This window comes from Corynebacterium sp. UMB10119B (assembly GCF_030228125.1).
In the GTDB taxonomy this organism is placed as follows: Bacteria; Actinomycetota; Actinomycetes; order Mycobacteriales; family Mycobacteriaceae; genus Corynebacterium; species Corynebacterium pseudogenitalium.
The window spans coordinates 26,492-50,422 of the sequence record NZ_JASPBG010000008.1; the positions used below are offsets into that span (position 1 = coordinate 26,492).

At 62.4% G+C, this 23,931-nt stretch carries 24 protein-coding genes; 14 read left to right on the forward strand and 10 right to left on the reverse strand.

Annotation, left to right across the window (positions count from 1 at the left end; genetic code table 11):
• Window positions 1-17: 17 nt before the first annotated feature.
• On the reverse strand, window positions 18-1,211 hold the full coding sequence (locus QP802_RS07340) for a multidrug effflux MFS transporter (protein WP_284818085.1): 1,194 nt from the start codon (window positions 1,209-1,211) through the stop codon (window positions 18-20).
• 17 nt (window positions 1,212-1,228) lie between these two features.
• Between QP802_RS07340 and QP802_RS07345 the strand changes: the two genes are divergently transcribed.
• The 4 genes from QP802_RS07345 to QP802_RS07360 all read left to right on the forward strand — a co-directional run bounded on the left by QP802_RS07345 (window position 1,229) and on the right by QP802_RS07360 (window position 4,693).
• Window positions 1,229-1,630, forward strand: a complete 402-nt coding sequence (locus QP802_RS07345) for a hypothetical protein (RefSeq protein WP_284818086.1) — start codon at window positions 1,229-1,231, stop codon at window positions 1,628-1,630.
• Window positions 1,631-1,850: 220 nt separating this feature from the next.
• Window positions 1,851-2,543 carry an SLAC1 family transporter gene (locus tag QP802_RS07350; protein ID WP_284818088.1) on the forward strand — a complete coding sequence of 231 codons (693 nt, stop codon included), beginning with the start codon at window positions 1,851-1,853 and terminating at the stop codon, window positions 2,541-2,543.
• Window positions 2,540-3,469 carry an SLAC1 family transporter gene (locus tag QP802_RS07355; RefSeq protein WP_284818089.1) on the forward strand — a complete coding sequence of 310 codons (930 nt, stop codon included), beginning with the start codon at window positions 2,540-2,542 and terminating at the stop codon, window positions 3,467-3,469. Before QP802_RS07350 ends, QP802_RS07355 begins: the two co-directional genes overlap by 4 nt.
• A 27-nt stretch (window positions 3,470-3,496) precedes the next feature.
• Entirely contained in the window at window positions 3,497-4,693 is a 1,197-nt protein-coding gene (locus QP802_RS07360) for an IS1096 element passenger TnpR family protein (protein ID WP_284818091.1), read from the forward strand.
• A 391-nt stretch (window positions 4,694-5,084) separates the two neighbouring features.
• Here the strand turns inward: QP802_RS07360 and QP802_RS07365 are convergent, their stop codons facing one another.
• The 4 genes from QP802_RS07365 to leuS are packed head-to-tail and all read right to left on the reverse strand — an operon-like array spanning window position 5,085 to window position 10,148.
• Window positions 5,085-5,405, reverse strand: coding sequence for a DUF202 domain-containing protein (locus tag QP802_RS07365; protein ID WP_284818093.1), 321 nt, complete (start codon window positions 5,403-5,405; stop codon window positions 5,085-5,087).
• Window positions 5,402-6,124 carry a VanZ family protein gene (locus tag QP802_RS11195; RefSeq protein ID WP_407933409.1) on the reverse strand — a complete coding sequence of 241 codons (723 nt, stop codon included), beginning with the start codon at window positions 6,122-6,124 and terminating at the stop codon, window positions 5,402-5,404. The genes QP802_RS07365 and QP802_RS11195 overlap by 4 nt, the downstream gene beginning before the upstream one ends.
• 22 nt (window positions 6,125-6,146) lie before the next feature.
• Window positions 6,147-7,268, reverse strand: a complete 1,122-nt coding sequence (locus QP802_RS07380) for a DUF7847 domain-containing protein (protein ID WP_284818095.1) — start codon at window positions 7,266-7,268, stop codon at window positions 6,147-6,149.
• A gap of 54 nt (window positions 7,269-7,322) precedes the next feature.
• On the reverse strand, window positions 7,323-10,148 hold the full coding sequence (gene leuS / locus QP802_RS07385) for a leucine--tRNA ligase (protein WP_284818096.1): 2,826 nt from the start codon (window positions 10,146-10,148) through the stop codon (window positions 7,323-7,325).
• A gap of 352 nt (window positions 10,149-10,500) precedes the next feature.
• Here leuS and QP802_RS07390 point away from each other — a divergent pair, with 352 nt between their 5' ends.
• Both QP802_RS07390 and QP802_RS07395 read left to right on the forward strand, forming a co-directional pair.
• Window positions 10,501-11,031 carry a hypothetical protein gene (locus QP802_RS07390; protein ID WP_256042028.1) on the forward strand — a complete coding sequence of 177 codons (531 nt, stop codon included), beginning with the start codon at window positions 10,501-10,503 and terminating at the stop codon, window positions 11,029-11,031.
• Between the two features lie 63 nt (window positions 11,032-11,094).
• Window positions 11,095-11,553 (forward strand): hypothetical protein, encoded by a 459-nt coding sequence (locus QP802_RS07395; RefSeq protein ID WP_070478557.1) that lies wholly within the window; start codon window positions 11,095-11,097, stop codon window positions 11,551-11,553.
• Here QP802_RS07395 and QP802_RS07400 read toward each other — a convergent pair.
• The gene (locus QP802_RS07400) at window positions 11,550-12,071 is read right to left on the reverse strand and encodes a flavodoxin domain-containing protein (RefSeq protein ID WP_256060293.1); all 522 of its coding nucleotides are present in this window, start codon (window positions 12,069-12,071) and stop codon (window positions 11,550-11,552) included. The two genes, QP802_RS07395 and QP802_RS07400, sit on opposite strands and share 4 nt — an antisense overlap.
• 39 nt (window positions 12,072-12,110) lie before the next feature.
• Between QP802_RS07400 and QP802_RS07405 the strand changes: the two genes are divergently transcribed.
• Window positions 12,111-12,530 carry a YbaN family protein gene (locus tag QP802_RS07405; RefSeq protein ID WP_256021917.1) on the forward strand — a complete coding sequence of 140 codons (420 nt, stop codon included), beginning with the start codon at window positions 12,111-12,113 and terminating at the stop codon, window positions 12,528-12,530.
• Here the strand turns inward: QP802_RS07405 and QP802_RS07410 are convergent.
• Complete coding sequence (locus tag QP802_RS07410) at window positions 12,511-14,226, reverse strand: hypothetical protein (protein ID WP_284818100.1); 1,716 nt, start codon at window positions 14,224-14,226, stop codon at window positions 12,511-12,513. The two genes, QP802_RS07405 and QP802_RS07410, sit on opposite strands and share 20 nt — an antisense overlap.
• A gap of 20 nt (window positions 14,227-14,246) precedes the next feature.
• Window positions 14,247-14,864, reverse strand: coding sequence for a DUF3558 family protein (locus tag QP802_RS07415; protein ID WP_284818101.1), 618 nt, complete (start codon window positions 14,862-14,864; stop codon window positions 14,247-14,249).
• Window positions 14,865-15,007: 143 nt separating this feature from the next.
• Between QP802_RS07415 and panB the strand changes: the two genes are divergently transcribed.
• The 7 genes from panB to QP802_RS07450 all read left to right on the forward strand — a co-directional run bounded on the left by panB (window position 15,008) and on the right by QP802_RS07450 (window position 21,456).
• The gene (gene panB / locus QP802_RS07420; RefSeq protein WP_284818102.1) at window positions 15,008-15,811 is read left to right on the forward strand and encodes a 3-methyl-2-oxobutanoate hydroxymethyltransferase; all 804 of its coding nucleotides are present in this window, start codon (window positions 15,008-15,010) and stop codon (window positions 15,809-15,811) included.
• An 11-nt stretch (window positions 15,812-15,822) separates the two neighbouring features.
• Complete coding sequence (gene panC, locus QP802_RS07425; RefSeq protein ID WP_284818104.1) at window positions 15,823-16,647, forward strand: pantoate--beta-alanine ligase; 825 nt, start codon at window positions 15,823-15,825, stop codon at window positions 16,645-16,647.
• 241 nt (window positions 16,648-16,888) lie between these two features.
• Window positions 16,889-17,614 carry a class I SAM-dependent methyltransferase gene (locus QP802_RS07430; protein ID WP_284818107.1) on the forward strand — a complete coding sequence of 242 codons (726 nt, stop codon included), beginning with the start codon at window positions 16,889-16,891 and terminating at the stop codon, window positions 17,612-17,614.
• 59 nt (window positions 17,615-17,673) lie between these two features.
• Window positions 17,674-18,828: an ABC transporter substrate-binding protein gene (locus QP802_RS07435; protein ID WP_070478541.1), complete on the forward strand. Its 1,155-nt coding sequence runs from the start codon at window positions 17,674-17,676 to the stop codon at window positions 18,826-18,828.
• Window positions 18,809-19,900 (forward strand): FecCD family ABC transporter permease, encoded by a 1,092-nt coding sequence (locus QP802_RS07440; RefSeq protein WP_284818109.1) that lies wholly within the window; start codon window positions 18,809-18,811, stop codon window positions 19,898-19,900. Before QP802_RS07435 ends, QP802_RS07440 begins: the two co-directional genes overlap by 20 nt.
• Entirely contained in the window at window positions 19,897-20,670 is a 774-nt protein-coding gene (locus QP802_RS07445; protein ID WP_083290901.1) for an ABC transporter ATP-binding protein, read from the forward strand. The genes QP802_RS07440 and QP802_RS07445 overlap by 4 nt, the downstream gene beginning before the upstream one ends.
• A gap of 246 nt (window positions 20,671-20,916) precedes the next feature.
• Window positions 20,917-21,456 (forward strand): hypothetical protein, encoded by a 540-nt coding sequence (locus QP802_RS07450; protein WP_070478721.1) that lies wholly within the window; start codon window positions 20,917-20,919, stop codon window positions 21,454-21,456.
• Window positions 21,457-21,582: 126 nt separating this feature from the next.
• On the opposite strand, the gene QP802_RS07455 is transcribed toward QP802_RS07450, so the two are convergent.
• A complete protein-coding gene (locus QP802_RS07455; RefSeq protein ID WP_284818113.1) occupies window positions 21,583-22,380 on the reverse strand; it encodes a hypothetical protein in 798 nt (265 codons plus the stop codon).
• 129 nt (window positions 22,381-22,509) lie between these two features.
• Complete coding sequence (locus QP802_RS07460; RefSeq protein ID WP_070478719.1) at window positions 22,510-23,466, reverse strand: diaminopimelate dehydrogenase; 957 nt, start codon at window positions 23,464-23,466, stop codon at window positions 22,510-22,512.
• Window positions 23,467-23,931: the final 465 nt, after the last annotated feature.

The following is a 23,931-nucleotide window of genomic DNA, read 5'->3' on the forward strand; positions in this document are numbered from 1 at the left end:
TGCACGCCACAGAAGTGCTAGATGTTTTTAGGCCTGGAATGTGGTGCAGCGCTACCCAAAAGCACTCCCAAAAGGGCCAGGCCGGCGCAGGTGAGGATGCCGGTGGCCATCGAGGCGGTCGGGTTGGACCCGAGCGCCACCAGGGGAGGGACCAGGCCGCCGATGATGAACTGGAAGAAGCCCATCGCGCCAGTGCCGGCGCCGATCCCGATGTCCCGGATCTCCTCCACGGCGAGCGCCGAGGCGTTGGCCATGATGAACCCGGCCATGGCGGACAGCGTGGCGATGAAGGGGAGCATCGTGAGGTTGGGACCGAGCTGGCTGTAAGCGAGCAGGATCAGCCCGGCGAGGATGTCAACAGATAACGCCACAACGAGCAGGGTGCGTGGCTGGTGGGTCTTGACCAGGCGCATGTTGATGGAGTTCGACAGCGGGATGAGCAGGGCGATGCCGCCGAAGATGAGGGAGAAGGCAGTCGGTGTAACGCCGAGCTGCACCTGCAGGACCAGCGGAGATGCCGAGATATAGGAGAACAGGGTGCCAAAACCGAGACCGGCGGCGAACATGTAGCCGAGGAAGACGGGGCGCCGCAGGCACTGGACCATGCGAGGGAAGATGGTGCGCAGTGTGCCGCGAGTCCGCTTGGCGGGTGGGAGGGTTTCGGGGACGAAGCGCCAGGCGATGAGGATCTGGGCGAGGTTGACGGCGGCGATGGTCCAGAAGACGCCTCGCCAGGTGAAGGTGGGGATGATCAGGCCGCCGAGGACTGGGGCGATGGCGGGCATGAAGCCGGAGATCGCCATCAGGCCCGACAGGCCGCGGGCGGCCTCGCGGCCGTGGGCGATGTCGGGGATGACGGCCCTCGTGACGACGACGGCACAGCCCCCGGCCAGGCCTTGCAGGAACCGGACGGCGATCAGGAAGGAGATCGTGGGGGCGACGGCGCAGGCCACCGACGCAGCGAGCGCCACCACCGAGGAGACCAGGATGGCGGGTTTGCGGCCCGTGCCGTCAGAGATGGCGCCGAAGACCAGGTTGCCGAGTGCCATCCCGAGCATGAACCCCGAGATGGTCAGTTGGGCGGAAGAGGGGGACGTCGATAATTGGGTGGCGAGCTCGGGCATGCCGGGCAAGTACATGTCGATGCCAAGCGGGCCCGCGGCGGTGAGCAGGGCGAGCGCGAACAGGAGGCCACCGGAAAGTTTCTGCACGCCGGTAGGATAGCCGCATGCGTGCGACTGTAGAAATCTGTTCGGCTGACGAGATACCAAAGAAAACCCAGGCGCTCACGGAGCGCGAGCCGTCCGGGTGGGTGGCGCTGCGCGCGGTGGACACCACGCCCGGCGGGAAGCTGCGCGTCTACGCGGGGCACCTGGCCGGGCAGGAGGTGCCGGGTCCCAAGGGGAGGCTTGCCGCGGAGCTGCGGGTGGCACCCGGCGCGCAGGTCACGCTCTGGGTCAACGAGGACTACGAGCACCACCTGCTTGCTCAGTCGGAGGGGCTGCGCCTGGAGGGGGTCGCGCTGGAGCGCGGCCAGGCCGGCAAGGTTGGGGCCGGGCACCTGGCGGTGACGGTCCGCAACACGGGGGAGGAAACGGGCCGTGCGCTGCTGTTCGGCGGCGTTGCGTAGTTGGCCAAACAGGCCTGGCGGGCTTAGCGTAGGTGCATGCAGTTGCCTAAGTATGGCCCCGCGTGGGCCGGGTCCCTGATGGGGACGTCGATCGCCTCTACACTGTCCGGGTTGCACGGGTTCCGCTTCGGCCAGATCGCGTTTGCACTGGTAGCGGCCGTGTTGTTGGCGGTGTATTCGCAACGAGCCGCCGCGGCACCAGAACATGGCGGCGTGGGGCATGTACACGATGGGGCTTTTGGCGTGCGGCTCTGCGTGGACGGCGCTGACCGGCAACGACATCTTCCAGCTGATCAGCTGGTGGATTGGCGCGCCGCTGTCGATCGCGGTGTGCCTGTGGCAGCTGTGGGGCTTCTGGAAGGTATCGGAGCACTACACCACCCCGGCGTTCCCGTGGGGTTTGGCGCCGGTCACGCCGATGGTCGCGGCGACGTCGGGCGGGCAGCTCGCCGCAGAGCACGGCATGTTCTACCATCACGCCGGCGTCGTGTGCTTCTTCTTCACGTTCATCCCGGCGATCCCACTGTTCGCCTATTGCTACTGGTCGCTGTGGCGGCGTCGCGAACGCCCGCGCGGCGCGGCGGCCGGCACAGCCTGGATTCCGCTCGGGGTTGTCGGCCAGTCGACGGCCGCCTCCACCTTCCTTTTCGACGCCCACCTCTACGGCATCATCATGTTCACCATCGGCGTGCCGTGCGTGCTTTTCGGCATGTACTGCTTCTACCAGGCGGTGTTCACCTGGGCGCCGTACGGGCCGGGCTGGTGGGGCTCCACATTCCCGGTGGGCACCTTGTGCCTGGGCTCCTGGACCGAGGGCTGGCACGCCCTTTCCTTCGGGCTGCTGCTCCTACTGCTGTTCCACTGGTGCGCGTGCGCACTCCGATTCCGTTCCTGGCAGCGTGAGCGCGTGTGAAAACCAGGACCAGCTATAGCCTGCCGCCAGCAGGGCCAGCGTGGGGCGGCAGCCTCATGGGGACCTCGCTGGTGGCGACGCTGCTGGTCATCAGCGGCCTCGACCCTCTGGCGTGGGTCGTGGCCTGCATCGGGGTAGCCATCCTGGTGGCGCTCGTCGTCGGGTTCATCATCTACCGCACGCCACGCTTCCACCAGGACATGATGGCGCCGTGGGCCATGACGTTCATCGGGATCATGTCGCTCGGCACCGCCTGGACCAACCTCACCGGCAACCTGACGTACATCCTCGTCGGGTTCTGGGTCGGGGCTCCCGCCTGCCTCGCCGTCTACGCCAACCAGCTCCGCGGCTTCCAAGGGCCACCGAACTTCGCGTGGGGGCTCGCGCTTGTCGGCCCCATCATGGCGTCCAACACGGCCGCCACCACCCACGTCAAAGGCGGCGGCGACATCTACTGGATACTCGGCGTGGGCTGCTTGGTGGCGTCGATAAGTGCGGCGTACCCGCTGTTTGCCAGAGTGTATGTGGCGGCGTGGCGTCGAAAAGTAGATCTGAGCGGGCCGAACGCCGCGACCGCCTGGATCCCCCTCGGCGTCGTCGGACAAACTGTCTCCGCCGTGGACCTGCTGTTCGGCAAGGACGCCGAGCTCGTCGTCGGTACCGTGCTCCTCATCATTGCGATCCCCATGATCGCCTTCGCCATGTGGCACTTCTACCCCGCCGTCGCGCACTGGGCCCGCTACTCCCCCGCCTGGTGGGCCTCCACCTTCCCCACCGGCACCATCAGCGTCGGCAGCCACCACCTCGCCGAAGTCTGGAACCTCGAATGGCTCACCATCATCGCCACCGCACTGCCAGCCCTCCTCGTCTTCCACTGGCTCCTCTGCGTCACCCGCTGCACATTCTGGGTAGTTCGCGAGCGCTAAAAGATACAAAACTATAGAGTGAACGACATGAACATCTCACTATTAATCACCGTAGAAAACTCCCGACCCGAGATTTCACGATGCATTAATGTTGACCACTCGATGTACCTGGGGGAACTCGCACTGATTATCGACGCCACCCTCGGCTTCTCGAGCGCAGCAACACACATGTTTTCGGGAACCATCAACGGCGAACAACGCGTCTACACCGCCCAACCAGCCGCCGGCGAATATGACGAAAACGACCTCACCGTCCAAGACATGCCCGAAACCATGAGCTACATCTACGACGCCGGTGCCAACTGGAACATCAACGTCCAAGTACTCGGACCATCCACCATCGCGGGGCCAACCCCCGTCCTCATCTCCGCGCTCGGCCCCGACGTCATCGAACACCTCAAAGGCCCCGCCATGATGACCGACCTCTACAACGAAGCCGTCCGCCTCGCAGCCGGCCAACCCGCCGACATGCACATCACGCCAACCCTGTTCTCCGCGATGCCCGTCATGTCGCCGGGCCACATGGTCGACAGGCTTACCAAGGCAGACCCGGTCAGTATCTCGAACCGCATGTACTACAGCGTCGAAACCATGGTTACCCGCCAAATGATGGACCCCAACGCCGGATCCGAAGAAGACGAACACGTCCGCGAAGCACTCCGCGAATACCTCGCAGGCCGCGACGACCTCAAAGACATCATGGCCATCGACCCCAACCCCGAAAGCAACCCCGCCGTCATGGCCGCCATCGGCGAATTCCTCGAAGACTACTACGGGCCCAACCCAACCTTCGACTCCCCCGTCTACACCGGCATCACCGAAAACCTCTACGACCTCATGGACGGCCTCCTCCCCGACGACCCCATCTGGCGCAGGCACCTCCACAACTTCTTCGTCGAATCGGGCTTCATGCGCGCCGAACAAACCGGGCGCTACACCATCACCAACGAGGGCGTCGAGCTGCTGAGTGGCGGCGACAACCCCTTCGACTTCGCAGAAAACATCGCCCGCGGGTTCTACGCGACCTTCGGCCGCGAAAACTGGAACCAGCTCATGTTCAACCTCATCTCCGACTCCCCCCACCTCCCGGACTCAACCATCTATAAAGAAGGCACCGCGATGCTCGAGGCCTTCGGGTTCGGCGAAGACGCCGGCGACGGGTTCGCCCTCAACGGGGACGGCTACGACATGCTGAAATGCATCGCGATCGACTTTTCTTCGTAGCCCTAGTGCCAAAGGACGCACTTCGTTTTGGTATAGATATTCATAGTGGCTGGTCAGAAAAGGGCTAGTTTTTCCTAGCTGCGCGATTTGGCACTGCACCCCACTGCAAGACACCAAATTCCTGGTTTTCGCACGCAGCCCGGCGCGTTTCCCCAGGTCGCGGATTCCTCGGGCAGGAAAAAGGTGCACAGAATCGGCAGCCAGTGCCAAAGGATGCAGCCAGGCTTGGCATAGATGTTCATAGTGCCTGGTCAGAAAAGGGCTGGTTTTCACTAGCTGCTTGGTTTGGCACTGCACCCCACTGCAAGACACCAAATTCCTGGTTTTCATGCAAAGCCCGGCGCGTTTGCCCAGGTCGCGGATTCCTCGGGTAGGAAAAAGGTACACACACCTAATGTGCAAGGACCAGCCACAGGCCCAACCCGCCCAAGGCCACCAGGGCAACGGCGGTGGCGAAGACGGAGATCGTGTTTGGTTGGGAGCGCTCCTGGGCAAGGTTGTGCGCTTCGGTGCGGTAGAGGCGTCGATATCTGGAGATGAGCACTGTCGCCAGCGTGAGTAGCAGACCGATGGCGCCGAAGACGGGCACGGGGTAGGCGTAGGACCAGCGCAGGAGCACCATCGAGCAGACGAGCATGGCCAGGGCGGTGCGGGTCCAGCTCAGGGCGGTGCGCTCGGGCTGGAGGCCGAGGTCCGGGACGGGGATGGTCACGAGAGCAGGCCTACCAGCACAACGATGGAGGCGACCAGGATGCCGACGCCGAGCAGCGGCGCGATCGCGGGGGCGGGCAGCGGGCGCCCGTGGCGCAGCGCTCGTTCGACGCGGACCCAGCGGATGGCGGCGCCGGCAGCGATAGCCATGCCGATCACGATCACGGTGGCGGCGGCGAAGGTTTGGGTCCCGGGGGTGATGCCGGTGACGTCGAAAGCGCCGAGGGCGATGCCGCCGGCGAGAAATGCGAGCGCGGTGCGGGTCCAGGCGAGGAATGTGCGCTCGTTAGCGAGGGTGAAGCGGGCGTCGGGTTCGTCGCCGTCCGGGAAGACGGTGCGGGTGAAGCTGGGCATGTGGACAAGTGTAGCGCCCAGGGCGCCGCCGGCGGTGTTGATGAGGAGGTCGTCGATATCTGAGTAGCCGGCGGCGAGCGCGTACTGGGCTACTTCGATGCTTAGGGACGCCACCATCGCCACGAGCGTGGCCTTCCAGACCTTGCCGAGCCGGAGGCGGGCCAGGTAGCCGACTGGGAGGAAGAGGACGATGTTGCCGATGAGGTTGAGCCACGGCCCCCACCAGACTCGGTAGTAGATGAAGGAGCCGAAGGGGATGAGGCGCAGGTGGCGGACCTCGTGCGAGGATGCTTCCCACACCCCGGGCAGGCCAACGTACGCCTTGCCGATGGTAAAAAAGAGCACGGCCGCGGCGGTCAGTGCCACGGCCGTGTAGTAGGTGCTGCGCTTAGGCAACGGCTACCTCGTGCGGGACGGGGCCTCCGGAAACCTGGCGGTAGGCGTATACCATCGCCAGGAGTGCTGGGGCGGCCAGCAGCGTGCCCAACACCAGCGAGACAAAAGCGGCCACGCCGGAGGCGGCGCCACTGCCGGAGACGGTGGCCATCAGGATCCCGCAGACGATCATCAGGCCGAGCAGACCACCGTAGTTGCGCCTCGCTGTGGTGAAGCCGGCCTTGAAGGCGTCGCCGAAAGTGCCGTTGTTGTCGGCTGCGTAGAACGACTGGAAGATGAAGAACGGCGAGATAAGCAACATGATCAGCACCGCGATGCCGATCCCAACGAATAGGGTCACGAACGCGGATGGGTCGATAGCGCTGAGATCACCGCTCGAGGCGGTCAGGAGCGCCTCCGGGTCCGCGCCGGCGAAACCAGCGACGAACCCGATCACCATGAGCAGGGCGAAGATCAGAGTCGTGATGATGCCGACGACCACCGACATGCCCAAGGTCTTGCCGTAGGCAGCCGACTTGATGTCCTTCAGGACGAACTGCTTCGGGCCGACCAGGGTCTGCTGCAGCGCGGCGGCCAGGAACAGCGGCGTGACGAAGAATAGGGCCAGCATGCCCAGGGCGCTGACCGTGTCGCTCTGGAAGACGGCCCCGATGTTGTTCAGCAGCGCGTACACAAACGCGAGCACCAGCCAGGTGCCCGGGTTGGAGTAGGCGGTTTTGAAACCGTACTTCAGCGCGGCGCCGACGGACAGCTTCCCGGTGCCCAGCCCGTGGGCGACGCCGTTGGCGGCCGGGTTGCTGATCGGGTGCGGGGTGACGCCGTCGCCGTACTGGGCGGGCGTGATGCCGACGAAGCCGTCGTCGTTAGCAAGCATGGCTGCTGCGGGGCTCGTCGGGACGGCGAGCTGGGCGCCGTGGTAGCGCAACGCGCTCTGCCCGGACGCCTGCGCGGCCGAGTTGACGTCAAACGCACCGAAATCGGCCTGCTCCTCAGAGAACTGCTCCCCGTAGGGCTGTCCCGAGGACTGGCCGTATGGCGACGCGCCGTATTCCGGGTAGGACGGGATGCCGCCCGGGTTCTGCGGATCGTTGTTAGGTGTATTTGGTTCAGTCATGGTGCCCAACAGTACACACAAACGCTCCGCAGCACCTACACGTTTCCTGAACGTTTACTTAACGACCAGGTTCACCATTCGGCCCGGCACCACAATCACCTTGACCACGTTCTTCCCGTCGGTGAGCTCCTTGACCCGCTCGTCAGCTAGGGCGAGGGACTCGGTGTCCTCCTTGGAGGCGTCCGTCGGGACGTTGATCCGGGCCTTCACCTTGCCGTTGATCTGGACGGGTAGTTCGATGGTGGCGTCGACAAGGAATGATTCCTCGAAGGTCGGGAACGGCTCGAACGTGATCGTGTCGGCGTGGCCGAGCTTCGCCCAGAGTTCCTCGGCGATGTGCGGGGCGAGCGGCGCGACCATCTGCACCAGCGGAGTGACCGCCGCGCGCGGGGCGCCCGACGGGTACGTCTTGGTCAGGTAGTTCGTGAACTCAATCAGCTTTGCGACGACCGTGTTGTCCCGCAGGTGCTCGTAATCGTCGCGGACACCGGCGATGGTGCGGTGCAGCTGCTTGTTGTCATCCTCGGTGAGCGCGGCGTCGGTGACGGTGACCTCGCCGGACTCCTCGTCCACAACCAGGCGCCACAGGCGCTGCAGGAAACGGTGCGCGCCGACGACGTCCTTCGTCGCCCACGGGCGCGACGTGTCCAGCGGGCCCATCGACATCTCGTAGACGCGCAGGGTATCCGCACCGTAATCGCGGCAGATGTCATCCGGGGCGACGGCGTTCTTCAGGGACTTGCCCATCTTGCCGTACTCGCGGTTGACCTCCTCGCCGTTGCGGTAGAACTTGCCGTCCTTCTCCTCCACCTCGGCGGCCGGGACGTACACGCCACGCGAATCCGTGTAGGCGTACGCCTGGATGTAGCCCTGGTTAAACAGGCGGCGGTACGGCTCCTTCGAAGAAACAAAGCCCAGGTCATAGAGCACCTTGTGCCAGAAACGGGCGTAGAGCAGGTGCAGCACCGCGTGCTCCACACCGCCGACGTAGAGGTCTACGCCGCCCGGGTCGTTCTCGCCGCGCGGGCCCGTCCAGTAGCGCTCGTTCTCGATGTCGCAGAACGCGTCCTGGTTCGTCGGATCGATGTAGCGCAGCTGGTACCAGGAGGAACCCGCCCACTGCGGCATCACGTTCGTGTCGCGCCAGTACTTCTTCGTGCCCTCACCCAGGTCGAGCTCCACCTCAACCCAGTCCGTGGCCTTCGCCAGCGGCGGCGCCGGCTCAGAATCCGCGTCCTCCGGGTCGAAGGACACCGGGTTGTAGTCCTCCACCTGCGGCAACTCGACCGGCAGCATGTCTTCCGGCAGGCCGTGCGCCTGGCCGTTCTCGTCGTACACGATCGGGAACGGCTCGCCCCAATAGCGCTGGCGGGCAAAGAGCCAGTCGCGAAGCTTGTACTGGATCTTCTCCTCACCAGCACCGTTCGCGGCCAGCCACTCAATCGCCTTCGCGATACCCTCGTCCTTGCCCAGGCCGTTGAGGTCCAGACCCTGCTCATTCGCAGAGTTGATGTGCGGCGCGTCGCCCGTGAACGCGGTTTCTGCGACGTCGCCGTCGAGCACCGGCACGATCGGCAGACCAAAGACAGTCGCGAACTCGTAGTCGCGCTCGTCGTGCGCCGGCACCGCCATAATCGCGCCCGTACCATAACCGGTCAGCACGTAATCCGCGATGAAGATCGGCACCTGCTCGCCGCTCACCGGGTTCGTCGCAAACGAACCCAGGAACACGCCAGTCTTCTCCTTATTCTCCTGACGCTCCAAGTCACTCTTGGCAGCAATCGCCGCCCGATACTTCTCGACGGCCACCTTCGGCGACTCCGCCCCATTCGTCCAACGCTCATCCGTGTCGGCCGGGAAGGCATCGGCGGTGAGGGCGTCGACAAGCGGGTGCTCAGGCGCGAGCACCATATAGGTAGCGCCGAACAACGTATCCGGACGCGTCGTAAAGACCTCGAGCGGGCCCGCCTCCGACGCGAACGCCACCTGCGCACCACGCGAACGACCAATCCAATTACGTTGCATCGCCTTGACCTTCTCCGGCCAATCCAGCAGATCAAGGTCATCGAGCAGGCGATCCGAGTAGTCAGTAATACGCATCATCCACTGACGCAGCCGCTTGCGGAACACCGGGAAGTTCCCGCGCTCCGAACGGCCCTCCGCCGTGACCTCCTCATTCGCCAGCACCGTGCCCAAACCAGGGCACCAGTTCACCATCGAATCGGACAAGTAGACCAAGCGGAACTCATCAATCGCCTTGTGTTTCTCCGCGTGCGTCAAGTCGCGGAAGTTACGACCGTCCTTGGTCAGGCGCGCGCCCGTGAGCAGGTCACGGACCAGCTCCTCAATCGGACGAGCCTTCTGCAGCTCCTCATCAAACCAAGCGTTATAAATCTGCAGGAAAATCCACTGCGTCCACTTATAAAATTCCGGGTCGGTCGTCGCCACCGAACGACGCGGATCATGCCCCAGACCCAACTGGCCCAACTGACGCTTCATATTCTGGATATTCGCCTCAGTCGTCGTACGCGGATGCGTACCCGTCTGAATCGCGTACTGCTCCGCCGGAAGACCAAACGCGTCATAGCCCAACGTGTGCAGCACGTTCTTGCCCAACATGCGGTTATAGCGGGCAAACACGTCCGTCGCGATGTAGCCAAGCGGGTGGCCCACATGCAGCCCTGCCCCCGACGGGTACGGGAACATGTCCTGTACATTCAGTTTGTCCTCGGGCAGTGGGTCGCCCGTGGCGAGGTCGCCGACCGGGTTCGGCGCGTTAAACGTGCCGTTGTCCTTCCAGAACGTCTGCCACTTCTGCTCAATCTGATTTGCCAGGCCAGCGCCGTAACGGTGCGCTGGGGATTCGCTCGCGTTAGTCATGGATACACAGTGTAGTGGGTGGGGCCCGGAGGTGGGGTGTGTGGTGGTGTTGGCGGGTGGGATATGTCCTCTCGATTTTGTTCGAGATTTCGTGAACAGAATTGCATGGGGTCCATACCATTTGCCTGTCGACCGGCGAGACGTTCCGGTCGACCTCTTAGCGTTGACCAATGCAGGTCGGCGTGAGATGGAGGAATTGGCGTCGAAAAGCTTCGAAATCTGCTCGGTCAACGGAAGTTTTGAAAGCCCAGGTGTAGACCGTTCGGGGGTAGAAGCTTGCGGAAAGCGTATGGCTGACTGAATATGATAAGTGATTCTTAACAGTTCACTGTCAACGCAAGGAGCGTCCCCTGTGAAGAAGTTTGCAACCGCAGCCGTAGCTGCAACTATGACCCTCGGCCTGCTCGTCCCGGCGGCTGGAGCCGCAGAAGACAAGGGCAGCAGCCTTGACGACGCCTACTCGGTGACCACCGTTGTCTCCGGCAACAAGTGCACGATCACCTACTCGAGCGGCTTTAAAGAAGTACTAACGCGAACCGAAGCTGCTGCAAAACTGCGGAATACCTCTATGGTTGACAATCAGCTTCAAGCCCGCAAGGACTTTCTGCAAGGTACCAAGGATTCAACACGCTCCGACTTCGAGCGCGGAGAAGGCAAGCTCGCGCTGCAGGCTTGCGCGAATGGCCAGAACTACACCACTGGCTTCGAAAACAGGCTTTCTTCGATGATCGAGCCACACGAGGGCCGCGCGGCAGCGTACTGGCTTTCGGTCATCGTTCCTACACTCCTGGGTATCGCTGCACTTGGTGCAGCCTTCTCGCCTGAGTTCCGCCACATGCTGCCAGCACCGGTGCTGAACTTCCTGACCGAGTACTTCAAGTAAGTACCCCAACCCCATTGGAGCTCCGCCCACCGCGGAGCTTTTGCATACGAAAAGGACGCAATCATGAAAAAGATCACCGCTACCGTCGTCGCTACTGCGATGGCTGCCTCCATGCTCGCGCCGACTGCCGATGCTGCGTCGAACACGATGAGCCACAAGAACTACCAGCCGCACTGCACGCTGAAGTTCGACAGCGCCAACATGACCAAGAACAACGGCACGCACACCCAGAACGAGGTCAGGATTTGGGTTGCACAGCAAGCGGATGCCAAGAAGCTGGCGGAGGCAGACCTGACCAAGCTGCAGCAGTCGTCGCAGGTCAGTGAGGCGTTTGGCTCCTCGATTGCTGAGGACACCGCAGCCATCAATGACGGCATGGCGCTCCAGGCATGCCTGCAGGGCAAGGATTTCAAGGCTGAGCCGATGGATGACGGCACGAAAGCCGGCATCATTATCGGCGTCGTGTTTACGGTGCTGGCCGGTATCGCAGGCCTGGCAAAGCAGGCCGGTTTGATCCGCTAGCTGTTGTCGCGCACCCAGGCCTCGACGGGGGCGAGGCGGGTGAAGTCGACGCGGTCGACGTCCTTGTTATAGGTGTCAATCATCATGCGGTCGTTCGCGGACTTGCGCGGTTTGAGCCGCAAAGCGCCGACGACGCCCGCCATCGTGGCGGCGTGAGCAGCGGATAGTTCGGAATAGTTCATGCGCCCGGGCAGGTAAAAGCGGGTGACGCTGTCCGCGCGGCTGCCCAAAAGTTTCGCGGAAAAGTCCTTATCGACGGCCACTTCGTCCAGGCTCATGCCGACGGTGACGAGGGAGACGGAGTGGGCGTCGAAAAGTGGGTCGGGGAGCTTGCGGATGAAGCTGGCACCGGGGTTGTTCGGGCCGTGGATGGGGGCGAGAACTACGATGGGGCCTTCGGGGTTGAAGTCGGCGTCGGGGATTGGCTCGGCGGTGGTGCTGAGGCGTTTCGCCAGCTCATCGGCGTATTCTTTGGTGGATCCGTAGAACGAGGCGTACAGGATAGTGCAGGCAGTCATACAACTATTGTTGCATGTTGCGGCTAGACTGTGGCGACGATGCGATACGTGTACATGATTGTGGGGCTGGTGGCGCTCGCTCTGGGCGCGGTCGGCGTGTGGGTGCCGATCCTGCCCACGACGCCGTTTCTGCTGCTTGCGCTGGTGTGCTTCACGCGGAGCTCGCCACGGTTGGAGCGCTACCTGCTGCGCCATGACACGTTCGGCCCCTTCATTATTGACTACTACTCAGGACAGCTGACGCGGGCGCAGAAGCTGCGGATTCTGGGGCTGCTGTGGTTGGGGATGGGCGCCTCCATATGGGTGGTGATAGTGGTGGTCGGGCTGTGGCCGGTGGCGGTGCTGCTCGCTGCGATCGGCGCCGCGGTGAGCGCACACATCTGGCGACTACGGCCACGCCCCGAGCGCGCCGCCGAACTACGCCAGCGCGCTGGACTGCCTACCGACCACGCACGTTGAAGCCGATGACGCCGGGGTTGACCAAGGGGGCGTCGCCAAGAAGGGCGTGGATGTTGCCCTCCCTCTCGACGGCACTGGTGACCGCTTTGGGGCGTTGCTTCTTGTCATCTTTGCCGCGGCCCTGCGACATTGGCGCACCCATGAAGCCGCCTCGCTGCCCTTGCTGACCTGCGGTGTTGGCGGCAGAACCTGAGGCACCCGCTGCGCCTGCTGAGGAGCCGAAGCTGCCTGTGGACCCGGCACCCGGCCGACCGGCGAATCCTCCCGCGCCGCCGCCGGCGAGGCCAGCGTTGGAGCCGAATCCTGAGGCTGTGGGTGAGCCTGCCCCTGCGCCTGCTGAGGAGCCGAAACCTGGCGCCTGCTGGTGCAGCGACCCGGCGCGATGGCGGCCACCACCGCCTGCGCCACCCATCGGCATGCCACCGAATGCGCCTTGGCCTGCGCCTACGCCGGAGCCCGCTGCGGAGGCGGCGCTGGTCGTCGCACCGCCGAGCCCACCTGCACCAGAGGCGAGACCGCCATGGAGGCCAGCGCCCGGCGCGACATTCGCTGCTGGAGCGTTCAGCGCACTTGGCGGAGGAAGCGTCGGGGCCTGCGCCGAGGCGACCTGGGTCGGGGTGGCGCCGGACGCGATGGCGTTGAGCATGTCCGGGTTCGGCTTCCCGAACTGCTGCAACACATCCTGCGGGCCACGCGCGTTGGCGAGATCTGTGTAACCGTTGTTCGCAAAGATGCTGGCAAGCCCCGCCGGCATTGGTGCGTCCGCGAACTCGGGAGCGGTCGGGCTCGGCGGGCCGCTGATGGAGAAGTCGGAACCGGTGACGTCGGTGAGGTCCGGCAGCAGCTTGACGAAGGTCGGGTTCGTCGCCGGCAGGTACGAGTTGACGTACATCGGGTAGGAGCTGACGAAGGCCTCCTTCACAGCCTTCACGGCGGCCGGCGAGACGGCCTCAGCAGCTAGGGCCGCAGCCTGAGCTGCCGCCGCCATAAGTTGCGACGACGACGCCAACGCCGCCAATCCCGTGTTATTCCCCGCAAGCGCCGCCGAGTTGGCTGCGTACTCGGAACCCGCCGCCTGAATCAGCTGGAGACGCGCAATCGCCTGGGCGACGAACTCGGTCTCCGCCGAAGATTCGAGGGACGCAATGGCCGGGGCGATGGCCTCCACCATCTCGTAAATACGCTGCGCATTCGACGTCCAATTCGACGCCAACCCCGACGGAATCGCTGTGTTCGTGGTCAGGATGTTGCTCACCAGCGACTCGAAGCTCCCATCCGTCGACGCATACACCGAACTGTTATTGAACGGCTGCGTCTTGTAACTCTTCGCGACAGCCGCCGCCGACGACATCCCCAGATTGGAACCCAGCCCACTCAACCCAGGCGTTCCACTAAGCCCGACCGCGTTCACAATCCCCGCAATCGAATCGTCCGCCATCACCGTATTGTCCAGGCAGACCTTCAACACCTTTGCCGACGACTTCACATTCCCTGTGAACGCGTCCGTCGCAAGTGGAGCGTGCTCCGAGTAGATCGCCCCGTGTTTCTCCCCTGCCTCGCGGAGGCCGGAGACGGCGGAGAAGGTGGAGGCTGGCATTACTGCAAAACCCGCCCCACCCGCAGCAGACTGCACAACAGAGAAAAGTTCATTAACTGCCCCGTTGATGTCATCAACTTCAATAACTATTTTTGTCATAGTTCCCCCAATATCCTTAATTAGTTTTTAATGGACGCTTCGTAGAGTGATTCCAAGTTCTGAATGGCAATTTCGCAATACTCGTCAAGATCGACACTTTCATCCATTGTTTGGAAGAAAGTTCCAATCGCACCCCGCTCTGTGTCAATCTGAGCAACGCATGGTGTCATCGCAGCGTATTCAACCCCATCGTTATATACATAGATTTCTGGAAGCAGTTTTGAGAAATGACCGTTAAGGATTTCTCGGTGCTGACTAACCTGCTCCCGCGCGCTATCAACCATTGCTAGTCCGATTGTCGTAAAATCCTCCGAGTTTGAGAACGTACAAACCGAAGTCCCATGCGGCGAGTCAATCTCCCCGTCCGTGCTCCGCTTGATTTCCCCAGTGAAGCCCGCACGGCGGAATTCGTCCTCGGTGATGTCGTTGCAGGGGTCGAAGTAGTCCTCGGGTGCGAGAGTGAATGGGTCGAAGTCGCCGATGGGGACGGTGCCGGATTCGAAGACAAAGGCTCTTTGACCAGCAGAATCCGAGGGAGGGGCGTTGGAGGGGACGGAGGGGGCGTCGGTAAGGGTGGTGCTGGAGCAGCCAGCGAGAAGTGTGGCGACGAGCAGTGGTGCCAAGGTATAGGTGCGCAATGTGTCCCCCCGTTTTTCAAAGTGTTTCTACACAACCTAGTGCATTTCACGCGATTGTAAAGGGTTTTGTGTACACCATGGTGGACATCCGGTTTTCAAAAACCGCCAGCGGGGCGCCACCCAGCGTCCTAATATAAGGCCCTATGAAACGACTCCGTACTCGTTACTTCGCGCAGGCGAAGGCAGAAGGCCGCAAATTTACGGCGCTGACCAGCTACGACACCATGACCGCCCAGATCTTCGACGAAGCCGGGATCGACTTCCTGCTCGTTGGGGATTCGGCGGCCAACGTGGTGCTCGGCCACACCACTACCCTGCCGATTACGCTCGACGAGATGATCACGTTCGCCGCCGCCGTCGTGCGCTCGACGCAGCGTGCGTTTGTGGTGGTTGATCTGCCGTTCGGCACGTATGAGGAGTCGCCGGCGCAGGCGCTCGCCGCGGCGGTGCGCGTCATGAAGGAGACCGGGGCGCAGGCAGTGAAGCTGGAGGGCGGCGTCGAGATGGCGCCGACGATCAAAACGCTTGTCGACGCCGGCATTCCCGTCTGCGGGCACATCGGGTTCACGCCGCAGTCCGAGCACGCTCTCGGCGGCTACGTTGTCCAGGGTCGTGGTGACGCGGCCCAGCAACTACTTGACGACGCCACCGCCGTCGCAACTGCGGGCGCCTTCGCGGTCGTGCTGGAGATGGTGCCTTCGGAGATCGCGACGCGGGTCACACAGGAGGTTCCGATCCCGACCATCGGCATCGGCGCAGGTAACGGCACTGACGGGCAGGTGCTCGTGTGGCAGGACGCGTTCGGGTTCCGCGCCGGCGGAAAAACGCCGCGGTTTGTACGTCAGTATGCGGACCTGGGCGCGCAGCTGCTGGAGGGCGCGCGGAGGTACCGGGAGGACGTCGAAAAGGGGGACTTCCCTGCTGCTGCCGAATCGTTCGAGGACTAAGGAAGGCCACCATGCGAGTCATTACCACTGTTGAAGAACTGCGCGCGGCGCGCGCCGAAGCAACCGGGACCGTCGGGCTGGTGCCGACGATGGGCGCCCTGCACTCGGGGCACGGCACGCTCATCGAGCGTGCGCGGCGAGAGGTCGATACGCTGATTACCAGCGTGTTCCTCAACCCACTGCAGTTCACCGACCTCGGCGACACCGACGACTACCGCAACTACCCACGCGATATTGAGGCCGACTCAACGTTTTGCGAGAGCCTCGGCGTGGACATCGTGTTCGCGCCCAGCGTCGAGGAAATGTACCCAGGCGGGGTCCCGCAGATCTGGGTCCGCACCGGTGAGATGGGCACCGTCCTGGAAGGCGCGTCGCGGCCTGGGCACTTCGACGGCGTAGCGACCGTCGTGAACAAGCTGTTCAACCTAGCCAAACCGGACGTGGCCTACTTCGGGCAGAAGGACGCGCAGCAGGTCGCGGTGCTGCGCCGAATGGTTCGCGACCTGAACCACGACGTGGAGATCCGCACCCTGCCCATCGCGCGCGCCGCTGACGGACTGGCGCAGTCTTCCCGCAACGTGCGCCTCTCCGAGGCGGGGCGTTCGCAGGCGTTGGCGCTGTCGCGTTCACTGCGGACGCTGCAGGAGCAGGCCGAGGCGGGCGCGTTGGACGTGGATGCCGTGCGCGCGGAGCTCGCGGCTTCGGAGGGCGTGACGCTGGACTACCTGGTGGTCGTTGATCCAGATACGCTGCAGCCGACGTCCGGGCCCGGCCTGGCGCTGGTTGCGGCGACGGTGGACGGCGTGCGGCTCATCGATAACGCGCTGTTGGGGTAGCCCGGGGCTGCTGGTTCGGTGTTTTTCGGCGTTCCGTGTTTTCGGGGGTGGAAGGTGTGCTGAAAAGGTTGCTCGGGATTTTGTGAACAAAATTGCACCTGCGCCACAAGCCGAATACAGCTGCCTAATCGTCCAAGGTTTCCCCAAAAACACCGAAACCTTGGGAGATTAGGCACCTCTATTCAAACAATCGCAGGTCGGAAGCCTAAGTCGAGTTTGCGTTTCCGCTACGGTAGTTAATATGTCAATCGAATATTGGAATGATCAGGCCCCGACTTGGGCACGCAACCTGGAAGAAGGGCCCGACCTTCTCCTCGAGGTGTTGGATGAATTCGACGTGCTCACACCGGATTCCACGGTGCTGGACATCGGCTGTGGGCCGGGGTGGCACCTCGGCAAGATGGCACCGCATATTGCTGAGGGCTACGGGTTCGATATTTCGCCGGCGATGATTGGGGCTACACCGACGTCGAAAAACCTCACCTTTTACACACACGACTGGTCCGCCGGAATCCCCGAACCGCTCACGGGCCGTACGTTTTCCGCGGTGATCGCGAATAGGAGCCCGGGCGTTAACACTATTGATGACGTTGCTGCGCTGATGCGGTTGTCGTCGCGGTGGTGTGTCGTCAATAAGCCAACGTACCGCAGTACGAGTTTACTTGAGCAAGCATTGCGTGACGCGGGTGTCGTGGCGAAACCCTTCGGCGGATCGCTGCACGTCGACTGGTTAATATCCCAAGGTTACCTGCCGCAACTGCGCTACCAGACGCGTGTGCGATCCCGAAAGTACGACGCCCACGATGTCTCTTACGAAGCCGAACGCGCGAGGGCGCAGTATGGGGATGAGGTTGCAGAGAGGATGCTCGCTGCGTTGCCGGGCGAAGGCGTCGATAAGCGTATTGACGTCACTCTCACGATGGCGTACGCGCTCGCAATTTGGCGCGTGGACGAACGCCAACCATAAAATACTGTATCATTCAATTGAATGTATTTTTGAGTAGGGGTCAACCCAAGGAGAGTGCGTTGTTCAAGAAGATATTGCTGTCGGTCGGTGCTGCGGTCACGCTGACGCTCACAGGCTGCTCGAGTCCCGCGGAAGATACAGCCGCGCCGACGACAACCGCCAGCGATGCCACCATCACCGTGACGGACAATATGGGCCGCGAAGTGACCATCCCAGAACAGGTCAATAGCGTCGTCGCGGTCGGGTCGATGGGGCCGCGCATCGCCGCCTACATGGACCTGGTGGACATGCTCGTCGGCTCGGAGCAGACCGACCAATCCGGCCCACGCGCAACGTACGACTACAGCAACGTGTACGCGGACAAGCTTGGGAAACTACCCGTCATCGGTAAAGGCGGCGGCTCCGGCGAAAACAATGCCTTCCCGGAAGAAATTCTCACCGCGAACCCCGACGTCATCCTCGCCGGCTTCAACGCAGAAGCCGCTGACGAACTGCAAAAACAAACCGGCATTCCCGTCGTCAGCATCCGCTACCTCTCTAAGGGATTTATTGACGACGACTTCGCCACCACCCTCGAAATGGTCGGAAAAGTGACCGGCAAGGAAGACCGTGCCAAGGAAATCAACGACTACATCGCCACCGCGAAGAAAGACCTCAAGGACCGCGTCGCGGGCGTCGCTGAAGAAGACAAACAGAAGGTCTACACAGGTGCCGTCACCTTCAACGGCGCACACGGGTTCGCCTACACCTACGTGGACTTCCCAGCATTCGACGCGATCGACGCCCACAACGTCGCTGACGTGCTGAAAGAAACGCAGACGTTCGAGAACGGCCGTAACGGCGCCGAGGTCGACTGGGAAGTCATCCCCGAGTGGGATCCCGACGTCATCTTCCTCGACCCAGGCAACCTTGACCTGGTCCGCGACGAATACAAGCTGCGCCCCGACTACTTCAACGGGCTACGCGCTGTCCAAAACGGCCAGGTGTACACAATGCCGGCAACCAACGCAGCCGGGCCAAACATCACCTACCTGCTGATCAACGCCTACCACGCCGGAAAGGTGCTCTACCCCGAGCAGTTCGCAGACATCGATCTGGAAGAGAAGGCCGAAGAAATCATGCAGGTCATGCTGGGCAAGAGCTTCTTCGACGAAATGGAAGCCGGTGGCCTGTACTACGGAAAGATCGACCTCAGTGACCAAGCCAACGGCTAAGCCACAACGGCCCGCCAGTACTGCCGACTACCATCGGCACACACTGCGCAAATACGCAGTCTTACTGGCGGCGTTCCTGTTGCTATGCCTCTGTTTCCTTGGCTCGCTCAAGGCCGGATCGGCAGAGATGGGGATGGGCGACGTCCTGCGGGCACTCCTGCATCCGAGCGGGGAGCGCGACTCACTCATCGTATGGAACATCCGCCTGCCCCGAGCATGCATCACAGTCACAGTTGGAATGTGCTTAGCCATGTGTGGTGCGATCATGCAAAACGTGCTGCGCAACCCCCTCGCCTCATCCTCAACGCTCGGGGTGTCCCAAGGCGCCGCGTTTGGTGCGGCAGTTGCCATCGTCTACTTCGGCGCGGGCGCCCAGGTCAATAACGTCAGCGGCGACGCCGCCGTCAGCATTAGCAACCCCGCCCTCGTGACGGCATTCGCGTTCCTCGGAGGCATGGGCACCACCCTCGTGATCATGTTCATTTCGCGCGCACTCAACGCTGGCCCCGCAGTACTCGTACTCGCAGGCGTGGCGCTGAGCGCAATGTTTAGCGCCGGCACTTCGCTCGTCCAATACTTCGCCGACGACATCAAAGTCGCCTCAGTCGTCTACTGGACCTTCGGCTCCCTCGGCCGCGCAAGCTGGACACAAATCTTCTTCACCGCAGGCATCGCCGCAGCAGCATTCGCCTACTTCATGTACAACCGCTGGAACTACAACGCCTTCGAGGCCGGTACCGACGCCGCCAAAAGCCTCGGCGTACCCGTCGCAGTGCTCGTACCCATCAGCCTGCTCGTCTGCGCCCTGATCTCCGCAGTCTCTGTCGCCTTCGTGGGCGTCATCAGCTTCATCGGACTCGTCGCCTCACACATCATTCGACGCCTCGTCGGCAACGACATGCGCTTTCTCCTCCCAGGCACCGCCCTCTGCGGCGCCACCCTCCTCCTCCTCGCCGACATCGCCGCCCGCACCATCATTAGCCCAGTCGTGCTCCCCATCGGCGCAGTAACCTCCATCGTCGGCGCGCCCATCTTCCTCTTCCTCCTACTCAAACGGAGAGTCCGCGCATGAAGCCACACAGCGCACCCATGATTACATGCAACAACCTCCACTTCTCGTACGGCACCAACCACGTCCTACGCGGAGTCAGCTTCGAAGTCGCGCGCGGCGAATGCATGGCCGTCCTCGGACGCAACGGAGAAGGCAAGTCCACCCTCGTCAAAAACCTCATCAAACTCCTCACCCCACACACCGGAGAAATCACCCTCAACGGAACCCCCACCACCGCGCTCAACAGGCAAGACATGGCAAAACTTGCCGCCTACGTAGCCCAACACTCCGAAGCCACCCAAATGACCGCCTTCGACTACGTCCTCCTCGGCAGAAAACCACACATCCAATGGGCAGTCGGCGAATCAGACCTCCAAATGTGCGCCGACATGCTGGAACTCGTCGGAATGGCAGACAAACAACTCCATGACATCAGCACCCTCTCCGGAGGTGAGCGTCAAAAAGTCATACTCGCACGCGCGCTCGTCCAAGAACCATCAATCCTCATTCTCGACGAACCAACCAGCAACCTTGACCCCCGCAACCAATACGAAATGCTCGGTCTCGTCCGCCAACTCGCAGTTGAGCGCGACATCGCCGTCATCGCCGTACTTCACGACCTCAACGTAGCACTACGCCACTGCGACCAATTTCTCTTTCTTCACGACGGCACCAGCTACGCCAACATCAGCCGCGACGAAGTCACCGCCGACATCATCTCGCACGTCTACGAAGTCACCGCCGACATCATCGAACACAACGGCCACAAACTCGTCGCAATCGACGTCTAACCAGCGCGCTACCACGGCACCGACGAGCTCTTCATCGAAGGACAGGTACCGAAAGCTGCTCTGATTGTTGCGGCGGCTACAGGTTTCTGGGTGGCAGGTGTGATGAAAAGCTTGCTCGGGAATTTGTGAACAGAATTGCACCTGCCATCGCGCGCGGGCGACAGCCTTGACAAATGACGAGGGGGGGGGGGGGGCTTGAATATACAAGAACCTGATTTTCCCCTGTCACTCAAAGGAGTTTTCACTGTGAAGAAGATTGCAGCCGCGGCCCTCGCCGCAACCATCACCGTCGGAGCGCTCGCGCCGACAGCGGGCGCCCAAATAACTAACCAAGGGTTTGTATTCCCCGTAACGAATACAATGGTCGGTGGCACCTGTCTGATCAAGGGTGTACCAGGCTCCCCAGCCCCATACACGCCAGATCAAGCAGCTGCACAGATCCCGATATTTGCCGAAGACGCATCCAAAACCGACAACGGCCAATCCACAAGTCCCAGAGAGCTCCGCGCCAAGTTTTTCGCCGGAGTTTTGAGTGGCAACGAGGCAGCCATAAATGAATACAGCGTCGGACTGGCAGAATACGTGCGCGCCCTGGAGGCTTGCGCTGCAAAGAAGGACTACAAATCGGACGCAGTCATCACCCAGTCATCGAAGATGACTCCCTCTGAGCGTGCAGCGGCGTTCTGGACTCCGCTGGCCGTGAGCATCGTTGCTCTCCTCGGCACGGTCGCGTTGCCGGCACTCAAGCCGATGCTGCCAGCCAACATCGCTGCAATGCTGCCGTAACACCATCACGGCCCCGAGCAGCACGAGCCGAATGTGAGTACCTAATCTCCTAAGGTTTCTCGGAATCTGAAAAACCTTGGTAGATTAGGCACCTTTATTCTCGTAATTGCTGGTCAGGGCCATGATTTACCACGGCACCGACGAGCCAGCCGGGACCTCCCAGTGCTTCGGGATCACGCTCTTGATCTCGGGCGGGGTCTGCGGCGGCAGCAGGTCCACGACTCGGCGGCCACCGCTCAGCCCCGGAAGCAGCGAGGTATCGACGGCACGCTGCGCATCAACCGTGTTCGCATGCGCATCACCGTACGTGAGCACCGCGACCGCGAACCCGTTGCCGTAACTGACCGTCGCGGTAGAGCTGCGGCGGTCGTCGGCCCAGCCGAACTTCGTGCCCTGGACACCGGGCAGTCTCGAGGTGCCGTAGTTCTGCGGGAAGCCATCCGCGGCGACGGGTGCCGCGTGCGCCATGCCACGCAGCAGTGGCGCGGCCACCGGATCGTGCCTGATGGCCTGCACAAACCTCGCGACGTCCACCGCCGACGTACTCGCCACTCCCCAATTGCCACGCCTTTGAGTAGCGCTCAATTTGAAGTCGCGCGCGATCGCATCAATCGCCTGCGGGTACGCAGCATCCAGCGTGCTCGCAATGCCATCGTTCGAGGTGCGCACCATCTCCCCCACCAGCGCCCGATGCTGCGGCGCCCCATGGTACAGCACCCAATAGCCCAGGTAGAGCTTGCTCAGGCTCAGCGCAGGTCGCGGCTCCCACCCATTTCTCGACGCCTCCACCGCCCCACCCGCATGCACCACAGCGACCGCGGACCTGGGCGAGGCGGCGTCGCCACGCACGGAGATCGCCGAAGCACTCGGCGCTGCCAAGATTGCGAGCACGAACGCCACAAACAGGGCAATGAACTTCTTCACAGGGGCCTCCTGAAAATGCTATTTCCAGGAAGTGTAGCCAGAAGAGTCAGAAAAATGTGAACAGATCTGCATATGCAAATCTGTTCACAAAATCTCTAAGGGCCTTTTGCGGCACCTTCTACCCGTGAGTTAGACGTCGCGGGCGATCAAGTCGTCGAGGGCGACCGGGGACAGCAAGTACGGCGGAACCTCCAGCACCGTGTAGGCGCCGGACTTCCCGTCCTCCGCGAGGCGGGCAGCCGCACGCGCGTACGCGACGGCGACGGCGCCGGTGAAGTCGGGGTTGCTGGAGAGTTCCAGGGTGTACTCGACAAGCTGGTGGTTCTCGCCGACGCCACCAGTGGTGATCACGTGGCCGCCGTGCGGCATGCCGGAATGTTCGCGGACGAAGGTGGCGTCGTCAATAAAGTTGACCTCGACCTCGTAGCCGACGAAGTAGTCCGGCATCGTGCGGATGGTGTGCTCGATGGCGGCGGTGTCGGCGCCATCCTCCGGCACGATGTAAACGACGCGCTTGTGGGCGGACTTGCCGTCGAGACCCTCGGTCTCGCCGCGGCGCGCGCGATCCAACGCATCCGGCGCAGGAATCGTGTACTGCACACCCTTCGCGACGCCCTCAATCCTGCGCACCGCATCCGAATGCCCCTGCGACAAGCCCGGGCCCCAGAACGTGTGCTGCTGCGCGTTCGGCAGAATTGCCTCCGCCATCGCGCGGTTCAACGAGAACATGCCCGGGTCCCAACCAGTGGAAACGATGGACACCGTGTTGTGCTCGCGCGCGACCTCGTCCATCGCCTTGCGGTGACGTGGGATGTCACGGTGGTTATCGTAGGTGTCCACGGTAGGCACGTACTTCGCGAACTCCGGCGCCTGCTCCGGAATATCCGTCGCAGAGCCCAGGCACAGAATCGCGACGTCAATCTCGTCCTTGTACTGGCCAAACTCCGCCACCGGCAACACGCGGGTGTCCGTGTCCAGCTTGCTGCGGCGCGAGAAGATCGCCGACAACTCCATATCCGGCTGCAGCTTCACCAGCTGCTCCACGCTCTTGCCCAAGTTTCCATAGCCGACAATGCCAACACGCATAATGCGCCTCCCTTTCCTCGTGGCCCTTTGGGCTCGTGGCTTCTGGGCTGTTTGCCCATAAATTACGGGCCTACTTTACTCGCACATCGGTTGTGAGGGAATGCGCAAGACGGGTTGGTGGCAGGTTGGTGGCAGGTTGGTGGCTTGCTGGTGGCTTGCTGGTGGCTTGCTGGTGGCTTGGTCACAGGGAGCGAGTGCCAAAGGACGCAATTTCGGTTTTAGAAACGTGTGTTTTCCCAGGTCGTAAATTTTCGGGTGCGTCCTTTGGCACTGGCTCCGCTGGCGATAGTGTTTCTGGCAGTTTGCTGTGCACCAGAACCCGGGTTTTTGGCGGGGCTGGAGGATAAAAGGCCAGGTCGCTGATTGTGCGAGATGGAATTTGGTGCACCCGGCGCCCTCACACCGAAAGATATAGAAAGAGATAGAAAGATATAGAAACAATTCGTTGACCTGCACGAACGTTCA